The following is a 16,986-nucleotide window of genomic DNA, read 5'->3' on the forward strand; positions in this document are numbered from 1 at the left end:
GCCTCACGGCGGCAAGCTTAGGGAAAGCCGCCGCGCTTCATGTCGGGGCCGACGACCAGAACAGGGTGCAACCATGGATGCGATGGCCGAAATCCGGCAGACCTTCTTCGAAGAGTGTGCCGAACAACTCGCTGAACTTGAAGCCGGACTCCTCGCCATGGAAAATGGCGTGGCCGATTCCGACACGGTGAATGCCGTGTTCCGCGCTGTCCACTCGATCAAGGGCGGAGCGGGCGCCTTCAGCCTCGACGAGCTGGTGCGCTTCGCCCACGTCTTCGAGACGACCCTGGACGAGCTGCGCTCGGACCGACTCGAGGCCAGCGACCAGGTCATCAAGGTGATGCTGCGCGCCGCCGACGCGCTTGCGGATCTGGTGACGGCAGCCCGCGACGACGGGGTCTGCGACGCGGAACGCAACGCCGGCCTCGTCCAGGAGTTGAAAGCCCTCGTCGGTGGCAAGGCGTCCGAGGCCGAGGCTCCGGCGCAGGACGACGGCATCCCGGACTTCGACTTCGTCCCGGTCGCCGTGGATCTCGGCGAAATGCTGGGCGGCGGCGGGGAGGGAAGCTACCGCATCGTCTTCCGGCCGCATGCGGCGCTCTACGCCAATGCGAACGACGCCGTGCGGATCCTGCGCGACCTCGCCGAGCTCGGCGAGACGACCGTCACCTGCGACACCAGCGAGCTGCCCGGCCTGGAGGATCTCGACCCGGAGGGCGCGTATCTCTCCTTCACGATCGATCTGCAGACCGACCAGAACGAGGACAAGGTCCGGGAGGTCTTCGACTTCGTGGAAGGAAACTGCGACCTGTCGATCGAGGCCCTTGTCGAGGAAGCGGAGGAAGAGGACGGCGCGGGCGTCGACAGCGACCTGGCGGATCTTCTCGCCCGGATCCGCGGCGACGCCACTCCGGAACCGGCGAAGCGCAGCGTGCCCGAGCCGGTCGCCGAGCCGGTCGCCGAGGCCGTCTCCGGACCGACGCAGGACTCCGACGCGGCTCCGTCGCCGGCGCGTGCAGCCACGCCTGCGGCAAAGGTCGAACCCGCCGATCCGAAGACGCAGGCTGCGGCGGCGAACACCGGACAGACGATCCGGGTCGACCTCGAGCGGGTCGACCGCCTGATCGACCTCGTCGGCGAGTTGGTCATCCATCAGGTGATGCTCTCCCAGCGGGCCTTCCAGGCCGGCCTCGCCCGCGCCTCGGATGTCGCCGTCGCCCTCGACGAGCTCGAGCAGCTGACGCGCGAAATCCAGGACAGCGTCATGGCGATCCGCGCCCAGCCGGTGAAGTCGGTGTTCCAGCGGCTGCCGCGGCTGGTCCGGGAAGTCGCGGACATCGCCGGCAAGTCCGTGCGCCTGGTGACCGAGGGCGAGGCGACGGAAGTCGACAAGACGGTGATCGAACGGCTGTCCGATCCGCTGACCCACATGATCCGCAACGCCATCGACCACGGCCTCGAGAAGCCGGAGGTCCGCCGCGAGGCGGGCAAGGCCGAGGAGGGCACCGTCCGCGTCGCGGCCATGCACCGCTCCGGCCGCATCGTCATCGAGATCTCCGACGACGGCGCCGGCATCAATCGCAAGAAGGTTCGCGAGATCGCCATCGAGAAGGGTCTCGTGCCGGCCGATGCCAGCCTGTCCGACGAGGAGATCGACAATCTGATCTTCATGCCCGGCTTCTCGACGGCGACCGAGATTTCGGAACTGTCGGGCCGCGGCGTCGGGATGGACGTCGTCAAGCGCTCCATCCAGGCGCTCGGAGGCCGGGTCTCGATCAACTCCAAGCCGGGGCGCGGATCGACCTTCACCATGAGCCTGCCGCTGACGCTGGCCGTTCTCGACGGCATGATCGTCTCGGTCGGCGATCAGACCGCGGTGGTGCCGCTCACGGCGATCGTCGAGACGCTGCAGCCGAAGCCGGAGGAAGTGAAGAGCTTCGGCGGCGACGCGCGGCTGATCAAGGTTCGCGACACGTTCCTGCCGCTCGTCGATGTCGCGCGGGAACTCGCCTACTCGAACGACACGACGAGCGCCACGACTGGCGTCGCCATCCTGGTCGAAGCCGAGAACGGGACGCGCTCGGCGCTGCTCGTCGATGCGATCCAGGGTCAGCGGCAGGTGGTGATCAAGAGTCTGGAGGCGAATTACGGGCGGGTGCCCGGCATTGCCGCCGCCACCATCCTCGGCGACGGTCGCGTCGCGCTCATCCTCGACGTCGACGCGATCGTGGCCACGTCGCGCCTCGACGGCGCCTTCAACCCCGGCCTACAGCACGCAGCGGAGTGACTCTCATGAACATGACCTCGGGGATCACCACGCCCCATCTCAACGACAATCGCGGCGACGCGCATACCCGCGAACTGATCGCCTTCCGGATGGGCGAGCAGGAATTCTGCGTCGACATCATGTCGGTCCGCGAAATCCGCGGATGGACGGCCGCGACGCCCCTGCCGCATGCCCCGTCCTACGTCATCGGCGTGATCAACCTGCGCGGCGCCGTGCTGCCGATCGTCGACCTTGCGGCGCGGCTGGGCTTCGCCAGTACCGCGCCGACGGCCCGCAGCGTCATCATCGTGGTGCGCGCCGAGCAGCAGCTGTTCGGCCTCCTGGTGGACGGGGTGTCGGACATCCTCACCGTGACGGACGACGCGCTGCAGCCGACGCCGAACATCGCGTCCGAACTCGCCCGGCAGTTCGTCCGCGGCGTCATGGCGATCGACACGCGCATGATCTCGCTGATCGCCACCGACAACGTCCTGCCGCAACTGCAGGCAGCCGCCTGAACGAACGTCCGGCCGCCCCCGGCGGCCCGATGCCCCAGTCCCAGCGCTGCAAGGGCAATACCGTGGAGATTCGAGTGGTAACCGGTCAGACAAGACAGGAAAGGCCGGCCAGGACCGGGCGGGGAGACTCGGTCTCCATCGTCGCGGGCGAGTTTCCGATGACCGAGGCCGACTTCCTGAAGATCGCGGACATGCTCTACAAGGATGCCGGCATCCACCTGTCGCCATCCAAGACCGACCTTGTCTATTCCCGGCTGTCGAAGCGCCTGCGCACGCTCGGGATCGCGAGCTTCAAGGACTATTGCGCCCTGGTCGCCGACACGTCGAATGCCGGCGAGCGGATGGCGATGCTCGCCTCGCTGACCACCAACGTCACGCATTTCTTCCGCGAGAAGCACCATTTCGACCATCTGCGGGAGCACCTGCTGCCGCCGCTGCTGCAGGCCGCCAGGCGGGGCGAGCGGGTGCGGCTCTGGTCGGCGGGGTGCTCGACAGGTCACGAGCCCTATTCGATGGCGATGACCCTCCTGACCATGATGCCGAACGCCGCGAGCCACGACATCCGCATCCTCGCCACCGACATCGACCCGAACGTCGTCGCCACCGGCCGCGCCGGCATCTACGGCGCCAGCGACCTCGCCAGCGTCCCCGCGGAGTTCCGCCGCCGGTGGTTCCGCCCGGCGCCGCCGGTCTCCGGCACGGCGCGGGGCCGCACCGAGGAGATGGACTTCGAGGTGGTGGACGCGATGCGCGACCTCGTGGCGTTCCGCGAACTCAACCTGATCGGCCAGTGGCCGATGAAGGGCGGGTTCGACGCGATCTTCTGCCGCAACGTGACGATCTATTTCGACCAGCCGACGCGCGAGCGGGTCTGGAAGCGCTTCGCGGAACGGATCCGGCCCGGCGGCTACCTGTATGTCGGGCACTCCGAGCGGCTCGGCGGGCCGGCGACGGCCGTGCTCACCTACGAATCCAACACCTCGTATCGCAAGACGGAGGCCTAGGGTGGTGAACACGGACCACGGCCGGGCCGCTGCCGACATCGCCGTGGGCGCCAAGGCGCCTGCGCGCGTGCTGGTCGTCGACGACTCGATGACCATGCGCGCCCTGATCCGCCATGCCCTCGGCGGCGATCCCGAGATCACGGTGGTCGGCGAGGCGGCCAATCCCTACGAAGCCCGCGAGATGATGAAGGCGCTCGACCCCGACGTCGTGACGCTGGACGTCGAGATGCCGGACATGAACGGCATCGAGTTTCTCGAGAAGATCATGCGGCTGCGCCCGACGCCGGTGATCATGGTGTCGAATCTCACGGCGCCCGGTGCGGCGGCGACGCTGGCGGCGCTGGAAATCGGCGCGTTCGACTGCATCGCCAAGCCGGGCGCGCAGAACACGTTCGAGGCGCTGCCGGGCCTGGTGAAGGAAGCCGCGCGGGCGCGGCCGGGCCTCGCGCGTCGCCGGGACGGTGCTCCGAGGGACCGCGCTGCGCCGGCTCTCACGCCGAGCGCCACCGGGCCCGAACTCGTCGGCATCGGCTCGTCGACCGGTGGTGTCGAGGCGCTGATGCAGGTCCTGGCGGAGTTTCCGGCCGACTGTCCGCCCACCCTGATCGTCCAGCATCTGCCCGCCGCGTTCACCGGCTCCTTCGCCGCGCGCCTCGACCGGGCCTGCCCGGCGCAGGTCACCGAGGCCAAGGAGGGCGACCTGGTGCAGAACGGCCGGGTGTATCTCGCACCGGGCGGCGGACGGCACATGATGCTGCGCAAGGGCGTGCGGCCCAGCATCGCGCTGGTCGAGGACGGACCGGTCTGCGGGCACAGGCCGTCGGTGGACGTCCTGTTCGCCTCGATCGCCAAGAACTTCAAGGGCCGCATGACCGGCGTCATCCTCACCGGGATGGGACGCGACGGGGCGCAGGGTCTGCTCGAAATGCGCAATGGCGGTGCCCGCACGATTGCCCAGGACGAGGATTCCTCGCTGGTCTACGGCATGCCGCGCGTTGCCTACGAGATCGGCGCGGCCGAGAAGCGCGTGCCCCTTTCGCGGGTCGCGCGGCAGATTTTCGCATGAGCCGATCCTCCCGACTTTTCTGCGGAATAGCTGCAATTTTTCCGCTTCGGCTGGGGAAACCTTCAAGAGTTCGGCGTCAAATGCATACAAGAGGTACGGCGCAATGAGCATTAAAGATCACCTGAAGGTCCTGATCGTCGACGATCACCGCACGAGCCGAATGCTCATTCGCGATGCGCTCGAACAGCTCGGGATCAAGAACATCGTCTTCGCGACGGACGGCGAGGAAGCCCTGCGGACGATGATGACGGCGCCCTGCCACATCATCATCTCGGACTTCAACATGCCCAAGCTCGACGGCATCCAGCTGTTGAAGGCCATCCGCGCCTACGGCCCGACCAAGAAGACGCCGTTCATCATCCTGACCGGCAAGGGCGATCGCGAACTGGTGCAGCAGGCGGCACAATGCGGGGTGAACAACTTCCTCGCCAAGCCGATCACCCTGCCTGTGCTCAAGAAGACCATGGAAGCGGTCGTCGGGCCGCTGCAGTAATGCCGATGAGCAATGTGATGGAAGCACGGCGCGTTCACGTCATGCAGGGCGAGTCCAAGGTCGAGGACGGGGCCAGCACGGTCCTGACGACCCTGCTCGGCTCGTGCGTCGCCGCATGCATCCGTGACCCGGAGGCAGGCGTCGGCGGCATGAACCACTTCCTGCTGCCTGGCAGCAGCGATTACGAAGGTGGCCGCGCGGAGAGCTTCGGCCTCTATCTGATGGAACTGCTGGTCAACGGCCTGATGCAGCGTGGCGCCCGTCGCAGCCGCCTCGAAGCGAAGCTGTTCGGCGGGGCGCGCACGGTGGAGGGTCTGTCCGACGTGGGCGCGAAGAATGCCGCCTTCGCGGAACGCTTCCTGCGGATGGAGAAGATCACCTATCTCGGCGGCAGCCTCGGCGGCCTGTCGGGGCGGCGGATCGAGTACTGGCCGCAGTCCGGGCGGGCGCGGCAGATCTTCTTCGAGAAGGCCGCGATGCCGCGCATACCGGTCGCGCCGGCGCGAATGCCGCAGACGATGGGCGACGTCGAACTTTTCTGAGCCAACCCTCACGCGGCCGCCAGGCGGCCGCCCCGATCCGGCTTGCCGGGACCTGCTGACAAGAGCGCATAGATGACCACGAGCACGCTGCCCGACCTCCTCAAGATGCTGTCGCGGGAAATGGCGGCCCTGGCCGATACCACCGAGGCGCTGCACGAACTCGTCTGCCACGACTGCTCGATCCGGGACGCGTCTTATGTGCAGGCGGTCCAGAGCATCGACCGCACCCAGCAGACGCTGGAAAATCTTTCGGTGTTCCTGGGGGCCCTGGGCGGTGACGTCCCGGAGGACTGCGCCGTGAGCCTCGCCGCCGCCCTCGACACCGTCCGGCTGACGGAACTGAAGACCCGCCTGGCGGTGCCGCACGCACCGGGAGGGGCCGGCAGGCTCATCCCCGCGGCCGCGCCCGTCGGTGAGCTGGAACTCTTCGCCTAGGCCGCACGCGCAACGGATCGGCTCGCGCTTGCGCAGGGCTTGAGGTGCGCCGCCGGCCAGGCCGGCTCCCGGCACCACCGGTACCAGCGCACCGGTAGCCGGTTTCCCCCGCAGTAGCGACGAAGTCACGCCGGGCGATCCGGCCGGCCGTGTCTTCGGGTTGCTGCCCCGTGCGCGTTAACCCTTTGTTAACCGTGGCTTCGCGCAAGCTTCGGCCGGCATGTTCCCGCCAGATGTTGCGTTGCATCGGGAATGTGTAGGGGACGGACATGGCGCTTGCCATCGGTGGACAGACTCAGCAGGTGCTGGCCAATCTCGGCGCGCTCGGCCCGCGAAAGCTCGGCGCCCTGGGCCTGATCGGCGTGCTGGTCGTCGCGCTGGTCGGGCTTGGCAGCTACTATCTCTCGCGTCCGGACATGGAGACGCTCTACTCGGGCCTCGACCGGACCGACGTCACCCGGATCGGCGCTGCGCTGACGGAAGCGGCGATCCCCTTCGACGTCAACATGACCGGCGATGCCATCCTGACGCCGTTCTCGCAGACCGCGCCCGCCCGGATGCTGCTGGCCGAGAAGGGCCTGCCGCGCTCGGAGAACGCCGGCTACGAGCTCTTCGACAATCTCGGCTCGATCGGCCTCACCTCCTTCATGCAGGAGATCACCCGGGTCCGCGCGCTGGAGGGCGAGATCGCCCGTACCATCCAGACGCTGAAGAACGTGCGTGCCGCCCGCGTCCACATCGTCCTGCCGGACGAGGGATCATTCCGCCGCGAGCAGCGCAAGCCGTCGGCCAGCGTCGTGATCCGGACCGAGAGCCCGGAGGATTTCGGCTCGGCGCAGGCGGTCCGCTCGCTGGTCGCCGCGGCGATTCCGGGCATGAACCCGAACGAGGTCACGGTCCTCAATTCCGACGGCACGCTTCTCGCGACCGCCGATGATTCGATCTCCGCGGCACCCACCAAGCTGTTCGGCATCGAGAAGATCGTCTCCAACAGCGTCGAGGAATCGATCCGCCGCACGCTCGCCCCGTATCTCGGCATCGGCAATTTTCAGACCAGCGTCATCACGCGGCTGAACACCGACCGCCGGCAGGTGAGCGAGCGGCTGTTCGATCCGGACGTGCGCGTCGAGCGCTCGACCCGCACCGTGCGCGAGAGCGGCACCAGCCAGAACACCGAGGGCGAGACGCCGGTCGGCGTGGAGCAGGACATCCGTGCTGTCGACGAGGCGCCGGCCGGCGGCGCGACGGGCGAGACGTCGCGCGACGAGAACGAGCGGCGCGAGGAACTCACCAACTACGAGATCAACGAGAAGACCATCTCCACGACGAGCGACGGCTATGAAGTCGAGCGCCTGTCCATCGCGGTCGTCGTCAGCCGCCAGCGGCTCAAGGACGCGATCGGCGCCGATGCCACCGACGCGCAGGTCGAGGAGCGGATCGCCGAGATCCAGTCGCTCGTCGCCTCCGCTGCGGGCTTCTCCGAGAGCCGGGGCGACCAGATCAAGGTCACCGCGGTCGATTTCATGGCCGACGGAAGCGAGCTGGAGCCGGTGCCGGGACCGGGCCTGGGCGAGATGTTCGTGCGCCAGTCCGGCACGCTGATCAACGCCCTCACCATCCTCGTGGTCGCGGTCCTGCTGATCTGGTTCGGCCTGCGGCCGGCGGTACGCGCCATCGCCGGGACGACCAGCGTTCCCGAGGAGCAGATCGAGGCCGAGCCGCTGATGGACCTCGACCTCGCCTTGCCGACCTTCGATGGCAGCAATGTCGATCTCGGCACAGGCGTCGCTCAAGGTTCCGGCGATATCGGTCGGGCTGCCGGGATGGACCCGGCCTACCTCGAGGACCTCTCGCTCAGCCAGGCGAAGTCGCCGGAGGCGCGGCTGGCGAAGCTGATCGCCTTCGACGAAGCGCAGGCGGCGGCGATCCTCAAGCAGTGGATCCATCAAAAGGAAGCGGCCTAGTCCATGATCCCCCTGGCGCAGTACCTGCCCGAGTTCGAAGAACAGGATGGCACCCCCTTCGCGGGCCGCAAGAACGGCCTGCCGCGGCCCCGGCGCCAGCGCCAGCCGGACTTCGAGCAGCTGATGATGGTCGCAAGCCACGCCTTCGACCCGGATCCGGCCTCGGCGGTCGTCCCGTTCCCGCTGATGGCGCTGCCCGAGATGGACGCGCCGGAGACCACCGAGACTTCGGGGTCGGGGGCGGAGACCGCGCGGTTCGGGTCGATCGATTTCGACGACGAATCTGCCGACGCTTCCGAACTCGGCGACATGCTCGAGGAACCGGCCGAGGTCGCCGCCGGACCGAACATCGACGAGCTCGTCGCCGCGGCGCGCGAGGAAGCACGCGCGGAAGCCCTGGCGGAGGCCGCGGCGGAGCACCATCTGGCCGTGGCGGAAGCCGTCCGGATGGAACGCGAGCGCGCCCAGGCCGACAATGCCGCTGCCCTCGCCGCGGCGCGGGCGGAGTGGGCCGCCACGGAGGGCGAGCGCCTGGCAGGCCTGTTCGACGAGCGTCTCGACCGGATCGAGAGCGTGGTGCGCTCGTCGCTGTCCAGCGTCCTGCGGCCGATCGCGCTGGGCGCGCGGCGCCGCCAGACCGTGATGGAGCTCGCCGGCGCGGTACGCACCCTGACGCTCGATGGCGCGGCGCTGACGGTCCGCGCGAGCGGACCCGCCGACCTTCTCGACGCGCTGGCGGCGCAGCTCGGCAACGGCAGCGCCATGGTCGCGTTCACGCCGGACGAAGACCGCGTCGACGTGCGGATCGAATGCGACCAGACGGTCATCGAGAGCCGCCTCGCCGGTTGGCGCACGGCGCTGGAAGAGGCACTGGCGTGAGCGAAAGGGCAGGCGCCGGACATCTGGAGCGCCAGGAAATCATCATCGTTCGCCGCCGGGCGGCGGTGGACGAGGGCCATCACGGCGGCGTCTGGAAGATCGCCTTCGCCGACTTCATGACGGCGATGATGGCCTTCTTCCTGGTGATGTGGCTGACCAACACGTCGGACATGGCGACGCGCAAGCAGGTCGCGCAGTATTTCAACCCGATCAAGCTGACCGATACGGCTCCCGCTACGCGGGGCGTCGAGACGAAGGATGACGGCGCCTCCCGGGACGTCAACGAACGCGGCGTCAGCCGCGTCGAGACCAATGGCGACCCGCATGGCAAGCCACTGGCCGGCGAGCAGCTCGGCGGCGACGAGCAGGCGCTGTTCCGCGATCCCTATGCGGTGCTGGCCGAGATCGCCTCGGAGAGCAGCGCCACCAGCAGCACCTTCGACAACGGCGTGCCGGACGGATCTGGCTTGCCCGGCATGAATGGCGGCGACGCCTATCGCGATCCGTTTGATCCCGCCTCCTGGCAGATCGCCCGGAACACGGTGGACAACGGCGGCATGCTCGAAGACGTGCCGCCGGCCGAGTTCCGGACCGCCGTCGTTCCCGTCGATCCGCCGGCCGAAGCGGAGACCGACGTCGCCGCGGAAGCGGACGACGAGGCCATGCCGGTTGCCGAGACGGCAGATGCCGGCAAGCAGGAGACCGGCGAGGACGAGGCCGGCGAGGAAAACGCCGGCGCTCTCGCCGAGGCCGTGAAGGCCGATCTCGAGGTTGAACTGGCCAAGGCCGGGCAGACGCTGCCGGCCAACGTCCAGATCAGCGAGGGCGAGGGCGGCGTCACCATCTCGCTCGCCGACGACGCGGTCAGCGGCATGTTTGCCATCGGCTCGGCCCGCCCTACGCCGGAAGCGGTGGCGATGATGGAGAAGATCGCGGCGGCACTGGCCAAGCGCGAGGGCGAGGTCGTCATCCGCGGCCATACCGACTCGCGTCCCTTCGCCAGCGGCGGCGAATACGACAACTGGCGGCTTTCCACGGCCCGTGCGCACATGGCCTATTACATGCTGGCGCGCGGCGGGCTGGATGAAAAGCGCGTCCGGGCGATCGAGGGGTTTGCCGACCGCGAGCCGCGGGATCCGGCCAATCCGGAGGCGGCGATCAACCGCCGCATCGAGATCCTGCTGACGGTTCCCTCTGCATGAGGATCGCCATGTCCTCCGGGATCGCCCTGTTCGCGGCGTTGATGACGCTCGCGTCCTGCATGGCGGCCGCCGCCCAGGCGCCTGCGGCTGGCCCTCAGGACCCGGAGGCGACGGCGGCGCGGGTGCGGCAGGCCGGCGAATCCGCCAGGCAGGCTGCCTCCCCGGACGAGGCGCTGCCTGACCCGGCGGGGGAGGGAAAAGCTGCCGCCGTGCAGGGACCGATGCCCTACGAGATCGTCCGCTCGCTGCAGTTCCTTCAGGACCAGGTGGCGCGCGGCAACGGCGCGGCCATCAAGGTGCAGTCGCGGCTGCTCCGACGCTACGGCCCGACCTTCGCCGAAGCAGAACCCGAGGTGTGGGACGATCCGCGCAACCGGCGGGCAGCCGCGCTCTTCGTGCTCAGCGGCGGGCCGCCGACGGTGCTGCGCCGGATCATCGAGCGCACGTCGCCGGAGGGCGAGGACCGGCTGCTGCTCGAGGGAGCGCTCGCCTATGTCGAGAACCGCTCCGCCGAGGCCGTCGAGAAGCTGGGGGCCATCGACCTTACCGCCGGAGAAACCGCGCTGGTCGCGCAGGTGGAACTCGCTCTGGCGCAACTGCAGCAGGATTCCGATCCCGCCGCGGCGCTCGCCCGGCTGAAGCGGGTGATGCTGGCGGCGCCGGGGACGCTGCTGGAGGAGGCGGCGCTGCGCATGGGGGTGATGCTCGCCGAAGCCACCGGCGACCCGGAGGCGGCCAACCGTTTCGCCCGGCAGTATTTCGAGCGTTTTTCGCGGTCGGCCTATGCCGGCAATTTTCGCGCCCGCTTCGCCTCGGTCTATGCCGAGCGTCCGGCGGGCACGGAAGAGGCGACGCTCGCCGCCATTCTCGACGCGACCTTCACGATCCCCAGCGAGCAGCAACTGTCGATCTTCCTGGCAGTCGGGCGGCGGGCGCTCGTCACCGGCAATCTTCGCCTCGCGGCGATGACCGCCTCCCGCGCACTCGCCTTTCCCGCCATGACGCGCGAGGACCGCGTGCGCGCGACGCTCTACGAGATCGCCGCGACGCTGACGGAGCGCGACTTCGTGGAAGTTCGCGCGACGCTGGAGGCGATCGATCCTGACCTGCTGCATCCCGCCGACCGGAACCTGCGCACCGCCGCGGTGAAACTGCTCGACCAGATGCGCCAGCCGCTGCTCGCCGGCGCACTTCCGGCAGAGGGCGAGGCCGCGGACGAACTACCCGCTTCCGACATGCTGGCCCGGGGCGAGGCGCTCCTCGAGGCGATGCGCGACGACGTGAAGGAAAACGATCCATGACCGCCGTGCCGAGACAGATCGACGTTCATCCGCAGCCTGTCTCGCGCCGTGCGGCGGGACGCGAGGAACGCGGCGGCGAGGCATTCACCTCGGCGCTGGGGGCCCGCGAAGAGGGCAGGGCCGGGACCGCCGCCGGCGGATCCCCTGCCGGCGAGGCGCCATCGGCCGACGGGTCGGCGAGCGGTGACAAAGCCGGAGACGTGTCCCCGGATACCTCCGCGAAACCCGACGGCGGGTCCGTCTCCGCTTCCGGGCAGGGCTCGGGCGACCTTGCCGCGATGCTTGCCGCGTTCGAGACCACGCCGCGCTCGTCGCCTGCCGCGGATGCCGCCGGCGCGGAAGCACGGATCGGGGCCACCGCTGGCGACCCCGTCGCTGCGCGCAAGGCGATGGCGGCGGACCTGCTGCAGGAGACAGGGCAGATGCCGGGCGGGTCGGCCGGGCTGCCGGACGACCGGGACGCGGCGCGGATGGACCTCTTCCGCCGGCTCGATGCGACCGCCTCGACGGTTTTCGACGGCGACGCGGCGCCGCTGCGCTTCGCGGCCCAGGGCCAGTCAGCGCCGGGCAGCCACGTCCGGGCCGACTTCGTCTCGATGCGCACCGACTTTGCGCCCGCCAGCCGCGGCGGTGACGGCGCCGTCGCCGCCGGCCGCTTCGCCGCCCGGATGGCCGCGCCCGGCCGCGCCGTAGCGGATGGCGCGGTGCCCGCAGGCACGGCCACGCTCCTCGGGGCCGACGCCTCGGCGGATGCAGGGGCAGCGGGGTCGTCAGAGGCAACGCCGGGCGACGCCAAAGGCGGTTCGCCCTCCGGCGCGCAAGGCGCCGCGCTGGATGCCGATGGTGCCGACGTCGCCAAGGCGGGGTCCTCGCGCACCCGGACGCAAGGGGAAGATACCGGGCGTAACGCGGCCGCGACGGCGGATTTCCCGGTCGGCTCGTCGGATCCCGCCGGGCCTGCCGACGCGCCGGTGAGCGGCACCACGCCGCTGGTCCCGCCGGCACGTCAGGTCGCGTCGGCTCTCGTCGGCGCCCTGGCCGATCTCAGGCCCGTCCCCGCCGGCGCCGAGACGGCGGCCAACCTGAAGCTGCGGGCGGGCGGCGCGGCGCTGAAGACGGTGCAGATCCAGCTACAGCCGGCGCATTTCGGCAAGGTCGACGTGACGCTGAAGCTGATCGACGGACAACTCGCCATCCAGCTGCTCGCCAGCGAGCCCGAGACGGTCATGCGGCTCAAGGACGACACCGAGGCGTTGAAGTCGCTGCTCAGCCAGTCGGGCTTTGCCGTCGATGACGCGGCGATCAGCATCGGCCTGCGCGATCCGGGCCCGGCACGCGGGGCTTTCTCCCCGGGTCATGCAGACAATACGGCCGGCGGCGGCGCGGCCGACGGGCAGGCGGCCCATGGTGGCGGCACGTCCCGGAACGAATCCGGCGGGCAGCAGGGCCCGGCCGGGCAGGGCAGCCGCAATGGCGATGCCCCTGGCGGAAACGGGGTCTCGTCCCCTGGAGCGGACGCGGGCCGCAGGCTCGACCGCTCGGTCTATCTCTGACCGACATCGATCGGCGTTCGCCGCGAGCCTGCGCGGACCGGCCCGCCGGCCCGGGCTGGGGCGGAGCTGCCCCGTTAAGAATTCGGTAACGAAAAAAATTCGTGAGTCGGATTCGATACTTAGCCGCAATTCCACCGATATGGTTAATGGATCACTAAATTTCAGGATAGGCGCAAGACTCAGGTCAGGTTACCTCTTTTCCCAGAGCAAAGCGGCGGGGGCCGGAGGGGTTGAAATGATCGTTGTAGTGGACAATCGCGAACTGGTGACGAGCGGCTACCAGTCCCTGTTCGGCCGTGAGGGGGTCTCCGCAGCCGGGTTCCAGGCCGACGATTTCCGTGAATGGGTGGAGACCGCGCCGGACGCCGACATCTCGGCGGTGGAAGCCTTCCTGCTGGGCGATTTCGATGACCGCGCGATCTGCCCGCGCTTCATCCGCTCCCGCTCCAAGGCACCGCTGATCGCGCTCTCCGACAGCCGCAACCTCGACGGGACGCTCGATCTTTTCGCCGCCGGCGTCGACGACGTGGTGGCCAAGCCGGTCCACGTCAAGGAAATCCTCGCCCGGGTCGGCGCCATCCGCCGCCGCGAGGCGATTGAACAGGCCCGCACCGTTGTCGGCGAGATCTCGGTCTACCAGGACGGGCGCGACGCCGAGGTTGCCGGCAAGCCGATGGCGCTGCCCCGCCGCGAGCGCCGCATCCTCGAATATCTGGTCGCCAACCGCGGCCGCCGGGTTTCCAAGCAGCAGCTGTTCAGCGCGATCTACGGAATCTTCGACGAGAACGTCGAGGAGAACGTCATCGAGAGCCACATCTCCAAGCTGCGCAAGAAGCTCAAGATGCGCCTCGGCTACGACCCGGTCTCGTCGAAGCGCTACCTCGGCTACGGCATCGGCGTAGACTAGGCGTTCATAGTTACCGAAGTATTAACAGACGAAGCCGCGCCGGATCATCTGGCGCGGCTTTTTTCTTTCCGAGATCTACTTGCGGAGAGGGGCCGCCGGCCCAGCCAGGCGCAAGCTTCGCTCCCTAATCATGGCGCCGAACCAGTGCACCCCGGAGCAGCATCAGGCCATGAGCATCAACGGCGTCTTCAGAACCAGCGTCTCGGGAATGAACGCCCAGGCAAATCGCCTCTCCGTCGTTTCCGACAATATCGCCAACTCCAGCACCACCGGCTACAAGCGGAACTCGACCGAGTTCTCCTCGCTGGTGATCGCGCAGGGCGGCGGCGAGTACAATTCCGGTTCGGTCACCACCCAGGTCCGGCAGTCGGTCAGCCAGCAGGGCAACATCGCCGCGAGTTCCTCCGGCTCCGACCTTGCCATCCAGGGCGACGGCTTCTTCGTCGTCCAGGACGCGGCGGGACGTGAGTTCTATACCCGCGCCGGCTCCTTCGTGCAGCGCACCGAGAACAACGTCACCTACCTGGTCAACTCGGCTGGTTACCGTCTCAAAGACACGACAGCTCTCGACGGCAGTGCCGGCCCGATCACGCTCCCGGTGGGCGAGATCGTCGCGCCACAGCGCACGACCGAAGCGAGCTTCTCGCTGCAGTTCCCTGAATCGGCGGAGCTGAACGCGACCAAGAAGTCGTCCATGGTCATCTACGACAATGTCGGCCGGGCGGTTGTCGTCGACGTCAACATGGAGAAGACGGCCACGAACCAGTGGACCATCAGCTATAACGATGACCTGGGATCGCAGTCCAGCGTCATCAACTTCGACCCCGCGACAGGTCTCGGTACAGCCGTTCCCGCGGCTATGACCTATACGACCATGCCGGGATCCCAGGAGATCGCCATTACGCTGGGGCCGTTGACCGAATACGCGACGGATTTCGCCACGCGGCTCGTTCCCAACGGCAATCCCGCTGGTACCTTCGCCGAGTTCGCCTTCGGCGAGGACGGCACCTTGAGCGGCATCATGGATTCGGGTGCCGTGGTGCAGCTCTACCAGCTGAAGTTCGCGCGCTTCCCCAGCCCGGACCAGCTCTCGGCATCGGCCGGCAACGTCTACAGCGCGACTAACGGGTCCGGCGTCGTCGAGATCGGCTCGCCCGGCATGAACGGCTTCGGCAGCCTCGTTCCCAGCGGCCTCGAGCAATCGAACGTCGATCTCGCCTCCGAACTGACCAGCATGATCGAGTCGCAGCGCAGCTACAGCGCCAATTCGAAGGTGTTCCAGACGGGCTCCGAGATCCTCGACGTTCTCGTCAACCTGAAACGCTAAGGCCGGCTCGCCGACTAGCCCCGCATCGGACTCCCCAGCGCCATGTCTCTTCTGTCCGCCTTCTCGAATGCTCGCGCGTCGCTTTCGACCGTGTCGAGCCAGACTGCGATCGTCTCGCGAAACATCGCCAACGCCGACAATCCCTATGCGTCGCGCAAATATGCCAACCTCGCGACCGGGCAGCTGGGCGGCGTCAGGATCGTCTCGATCGCCCAATCCGGGGACGCAGCGCTGTTCCGCTCGCTGCTCGTCTCGACGTCGGTGCTGGGTGCCGCCGATGCGAAGGCCACCGGCCTCGATCGCATCCGCGACGTGATCGGGGACGTGGACGCGCCGACGTCGCCTGCCGCACGGCTCGCCCAGCTGAAGGCGGCGCTGTCGCAATACGCCGTCTCCCCGGAGAACGGCCAGACGGCGGAGGCGGCCGTGGCGGCCGCCCGCGACATGGCGAACGGCCTCAACGAGGCGAGTGCCGCGGTGCAGGCGACCCGCAAGGATGCCGACGACAAGCTCGCCCAGGCAGCCACGACCATGACGGCGCTGCTCGCCGAGTTCGAGACCGTCAATGGCCGCGTGATGGCGGGCAGTTCGACCGGAGCGGACGTCACAGACTTCCTCGACCGGCGCGACCAGATCATCCGCGAACTGTCGCAATATGTCGGCCTGAACGTCCAGTCGCGAAACGGCAACGAGATCGCGCTCTACACCGATTCCGGCATCACGCTGTTCGACAAGACAGCTCGGGCGATCGAGTTCTCGCCGCAGTCGGCCTATGATCCGACGGTCGTCGGCGGCAGCTTCAAGATCGACGGCGTCGTCATCTCCGGTGCCGGCTCGCCGATGCCGGTGAAGAACGGCAGCCTTGCGGGGCTGCTCACGCTTCGCGACGAAACCGCTGTCAGCTTTCAGGGACAGCTGGACGGGATCGCCTACGCGCTGATCGACGGCTTCGCCGAAACCAACCAGAGCGATCCGCTGGACACCGCCCGCTATGCCGGCCTCTTCACGGCAAGCGGGCTGACCACCGTGCCTGCCTCGGTCGGCGACGCACGCGGCCTGGCGGGAACGATCCGCATCGCGGCCAGCGTCGACTCCACGCAGCCAGGCGGCAACCCGATGCTGCTGCGGGACGGCGCCATCTCCCATCCCGGCGATCCGGCGTTCAATTACAACTTCAACGGTTCGAGCGGCTTCACCGACCGGTTGAACGCCCTGATCGCGCAGTTCTCGCAGCCCCGGGACTTCGACGCGAACGTCGGCGCCGGCGATCGGGCGACGCTGTCGGAATACAGCGCCGGGTCGATCGGATGGCTAGAAGGCCAGCGCTCCACGGCCATCGCCGAGGCCGACTACCGTTCCGTGCTTTTGTCGCGCACCCAGGAAACGCTGTCGGACCGGAGCGGTGTCAATATCGACGACGAGATGACGCGGATGCTCGATCTGGAGCGGTCCTACCAGGCCTCCAGCAAGCTCCTGTCGACGGTCGGCGAGATGATCGACGCGCTCCTCGCCATCCGATAACCGGAGAA

Annotated in this window: 15 protein-coding genes; all 15 read left to right on the forward strand. The window is 68.4% G+C overall.

From position 1 onward, the window contains the following. Window positions 1-73 precede the first annotated feature (73 nt). The 15 genes from LXB15_RS04270 to flgK all read left to right on the forward strand — a co-directional run bounded on the left by LXB15_RS04270 (window position 74) and on the right by flgK (window position 16,978). Window positions 74-2,287 (forward strand): chemotaxis protein CheA, encoded by a 2,214-nt coding sequence (locus LXB15_RS04270; protein ID WP_233951129.1) that lies wholly within the window; start codon window positions 74-76, stop codon window positions 2,285-2,287. Between the two features lie 11 nt (window positions 2,288-2,298). Next, window positions 2,299-2,784, forward strand: coding sequence for a chemotaxis protein CheW (locus LXB15_RS04275; protein WP_233953044.1), 486 nt, complete (start codon window positions 2,299-2,301; stop codon window positions 2,782-2,784). A gap of 158 nt (window positions 2,785-2,942) precedes the next feature. Beyond that, the gene (locus LXB15_RS04280; RefSeq protein ID WP_233951130.1) at window positions 2,943-3,788 is read left to right on the forward strand and encodes a protein-glutamate O-methyltransferase CheR; all 846 of its coding nucleotides are present in this window, start codon (window positions 2,943-2,945) and stop codon (window positions 3,786-3,788) included. Between the two features lie 4 nt (window positions 3,789-3,792). Beyond that, a complete protein-coding gene (locus tag LXB15_RS04285; RefSeq protein ID WP_304502383.1) occupies window positions 3,793-4,854 on the forward strand; it encodes a chemotaxis response regulator protein-glutamate methylesterase in 1,062 nt (353 codons plus the stop codon). A 103-nt stretch (window positions 4,855-4,957) separates the two neighbouring features. Then, window positions 4,958-5,347: a response regulator gene (locus LXB15_RS04290; protein ID WP_183206940.1), complete on the forward strand. Its 390-nt coding sequence runs from the start codon at window positions 4,958-4,960 to the stop codon at window positions 5,345-5,347. Between the two features lie 5 nt (window positions 5,348-5,352). After that, window positions 5,353-5,889, forward strand: coding sequence for a chemotaxis protein CheD (locus LXB15_RS04295; protein WP_233951132.1), 537 nt, complete (start codon window positions 5,353-5,355; stop codon window positions 5,887-5,889). Between the two features lie 72 nt (window positions 5,890-5,961). Next, a complete protein-coding gene (locus tag LXB15_RS04300) occupies window positions 5,962-6,324 on the forward strand; it encodes a hypothetical protein (RefSeq protein ID WP_233951134.1) in 363 nt (120 codons plus the stop codon). 269 nt (window positions 6,325-6,593) lie between these two features. Further along, entirely contained in the window at window positions 6,594-8,288 is a 1,695-nt protein-coding gene (fliF, locus tag LXB15_RS04305; protein ID WP_233951136.1) for a flagellar basal-body MS-ring/collar protein FliF, read from the forward strand. A 3-nt stretch (window positions 8,289-8,291) separates the two neighbouring features. Further along, complete coding sequence (locus tag LXB15_RS04310) at window positions 8,292-9,167, forward strand: hypothetical protein (RefSeq protein WP_233951138.1); 876 nt, start codon at window positions 8,292-8,294, stop codon at window positions 9,165-9,167. Then, window positions 9,164-10,369: a MotB family protein gene (locus tag LXB15_RS04315; RefSeq protein WP_233951140.1), complete on the forward strand. Its 1,206-nt coding sequence runs from the start codon at window positions 9,164-9,166 to the stop codon at window positions 10,367-10,369. Before LXB15_RS04310 ends, LXB15_RS04315 begins: the two co-directional genes overlap by 4 nt. An 8-nt stretch (window positions 10,370-10,377) precedes the next feature. After that, window positions 10,378-11,670 (forward strand): hypothetical protein, encoded by a 1,293-nt coding sequence (locus LXB15_RS04320; RefSeq protein ID WP_233951142.1) that lies wholly within the window; start codon window positions 10,378-10,380, stop codon window positions 11,668-11,670. Continuing rightward, entirely contained in the window at window positions 11,667-13,223 is a 1,557-nt protein-coding gene (locus LXB15_RS04325; protein ID WP_233951144.1) for a flagellar hook-length control protein FliK, read from the forward strand. Before LXB15_RS04320 ends, LXB15_RS04325 begins: the two co-directional genes overlap by 4 nt. Window positions 13,224-13,458: 235 nt before the next feature. Further along, window positions 13,459-14,130, forward strand: a complete 672-nt coding sequence (locus LXB15_RS04330; RefSeq protein WP_233951146.1) for a response regulator transcription factor — start codon at window positions 13,459-13,461, stop codon at window positions 14,128-14,130. A gap of 169 nt (window positions 14,131-14,299) precedes the next feature. Next, window positions 14,300-15,457, forward strand: a complete 1,158-nt coding sequence (locus LXB15_RS04335; protein ID WP_233951148.1) for a flagellar hook protein FlgE — start codon at window positions 14,300-14,302, stop codon at window positions 15,455-15,457. Window positions 15,458-15,499: 42 nt separating this feature from the next. Beyond that, window positions 15,500-16,978: a flagellar hook-associated protein FlgK gene (gene flgK / locus LXB15_RS04340; protein ID WP_233951150.1), complete on the forward strand. Its 1,479-nt coding sequence runs from the start codon at window positions 15,500-15,502 to the stop codon at window positions 16,976-16,978. Window positions 16,979-16,986 lie beyond the last annotated feature (8 nt).

The sequence above is a fragment of the Aurantimonas sp. HBX-1 genome, from assembly GCF_021391535.1.
Taxonomy (GTDB): Bacteria; Pseudomonadota; Alphaproteobacteria; order Rhizobiales; family Rhizobiaceae; genus Aurantimonas.

Bases quoted from the DNA above. Each gene is read 5' to 3' on its own strand.
- LXB15_RS04330 (WP_233951146.1), top strand. From the start codon at position 13,459: ATGATCGTTGTAGTGGACAATCGCGAACTGGTGACGAGCGGCTACCAG.
- fliF (WP_233951136.1), top strand. From the start codon at position 6,594: ATGGCGCTTGCCATCGGTGGACAGACTCAGCAGGTGCTGGCCAATCTC.
- flgK (WP_233951150.1), top strand. From the start codon at position 15,500: ATGTCTCTTCTGTCCGCCTTCTCGAATGCTCGCGCGTCGCTTTCGACC.
- LXB15_RS04310 (WP_233951138.1), top strand. From the start codon at position 8,292: ATGATCCCCCTGGCGCAGTACCTGCCCGAGTTCGAAGAACAGGATGGC.
- LXB15_RS04300 (WP_233951134.1), top strand. From the start codon at position 5,962: ATGACCACGAGCACGCTGCCCGACCTCCTCAAGATGCTGTCGCGGGAA.
- LXB15_RS04320 (WP_233951142.1), top strand. From the start codon at position 10,378: ATGTCCTCCGGGATCGCCCTGTTCGCGGCGTTGATGACGCTCGCGTCC.
- LXB15_RS04325 (WP_233951144.1), top strand. From the start codon at position 11,667: ATGACCGCCGTGCCGAGACAGATCGACGTTCATCCGCAGCCTGTCTCG.
- LXB15_RS04275 (WP_233953044.1), top strand. From the start codon at position 2,299: ATGACCTCGGGGATCACCACGCCCCATCTCAACGACAATCGCGGCGAC.
- LXB15_RS04270 (WP_233951129.1), top strand. From the start codon at position 74: ATGGATGCGATGGCCGAAATCCGGCAGACCTTCTTCGAAGAGTGTGCC.
- LXB15_RS04295 (WP_233951132.1), top strand. From the start codon at position 5,353: ATGAGCAATGTGATGGAAGCACGGCGCGTTCACGTCATGCAGGGCGAG.
- LXB15_RS04335 (WP_233951148.1), top strand. From the start codon at position 14,300: ATGAGCATCAACGGCGTCTTCAGAACCAGCGTCTCGGGAATGAACGCC.
- LXB15_RS04290 (WP_183206940.1), top strand. From the start codon at position 4,958: ATGAGCATTAAAGATCACCTGAAGGTCCTGATCGTCGACGATCACCGC.
- LXB15_RS04280 (WP_233951130.1), top strand. From the start codon at position 2,943: ATGACCGAGGCCGACTTCCTGAAGATCGCGGACATGCTCTACAAGGAT.